This is a genomic window from Blautia sp. AF14-40 (genome assembly GCF_003479665.1).
Taxonomy (GTDB): domain Bacteria; phylum Bacillota; class Clostridia; order Lachnospirales; family Lachnospiraceae; genus Fusicatenibacter; species Fusicatenibacter saccharivorans.
Map to the genome: position 1 here is coordinate 1 of NZ_QUHK01000109.1, position 998 is coordinate 998.

1 pseudogene is annotated in these 998 nt (G+C 42.5%); it reads left to right on the forward strand.

The window, feature by feature from the left end:
* Positions 1 to 12 precede the first annotated feature (12 nt).
* A pseudogene (locus DWW13_RS18550) lies at positions 13 to 998 on the forward strand (ATP-binding protein); the annotation flags it as partial.

The window sequence follows — 998 nt, forward strand, 5'->3', positions numbered from 1 at the left end:
GGAGTGTGAACTATGTTCCCGATAAAATATATTGACAATAACCTTGTCTGGAACAAGGACAATGAGGTGTTCGCCTACTATGAGCTGATACCATACAACTATTCTTTTCTATCCGCAGAGCAGAAATTTATCGTGCATGACAGCTTTCGACAGCTTATCGCACAGTCCCGTGAGGGTAAAATTCATGCGTTGCAGATTGCCACAGAAAGCTCAATCCGCAGTATGCAGGAACAGTCAAAGAAGCTGGTAACTGGAAAATTAAAGGAAGTTGCCTGCCAGAAGATAGACGAACAGACCGAAGCGTTAGTATCTATGATTGGGGACAATCAAGTGGACTACCGCTTTTTTCTTGGCTTTAAGCTCATGGTTACGGAAGAACAGCTCAATCTGAAGAACATCAAAAAATCGGTGTGGCTGACGTTCACAGAATTTCTCCATGAAGTGAACCACACGCTGATGAATGATTTTGTTTCCATGCCGAATGATGAAATCAACCGTTACATAAAAATGGAAAAGTTACTGGAAAATAAAATCTCCCGTCGCTTTAAGGTGCGTCGCTTGGAAATCCATGATTTTGGGTATCTCATGGAACATCTTTACGGCAGGGACGGTATCGCTTATGAAGATTATGAGTACCAGCTACCAAAGAAAAAATTGAACAAAGAAACGCTGATAAAATACTACGACCTTATCCGCCCGACAAGGTGTGTGATTGAGGAAAGCCAGCGGTATTTACGATTGGAACATGAGGACAAGGAAAGCTATGTGTCCTATTTTACCGTCAATGCGATTGTAGGAGAGCTTGATTTTCCGTCGTCTGAAATCTTCTATTTCCAGCAACAGCAATTCACATTCCCCGTTGATACGAGCATGAATGTAGAAATCGTGGAAAATCGGAAAGCATTAACGACCGTCCGCAACAAGAAAAAGGAACTGAAAGACCTTGATAATCACGCCTATCAAGCAGGAAGTGAAACCAGCTCAAATGTGGTGGACGC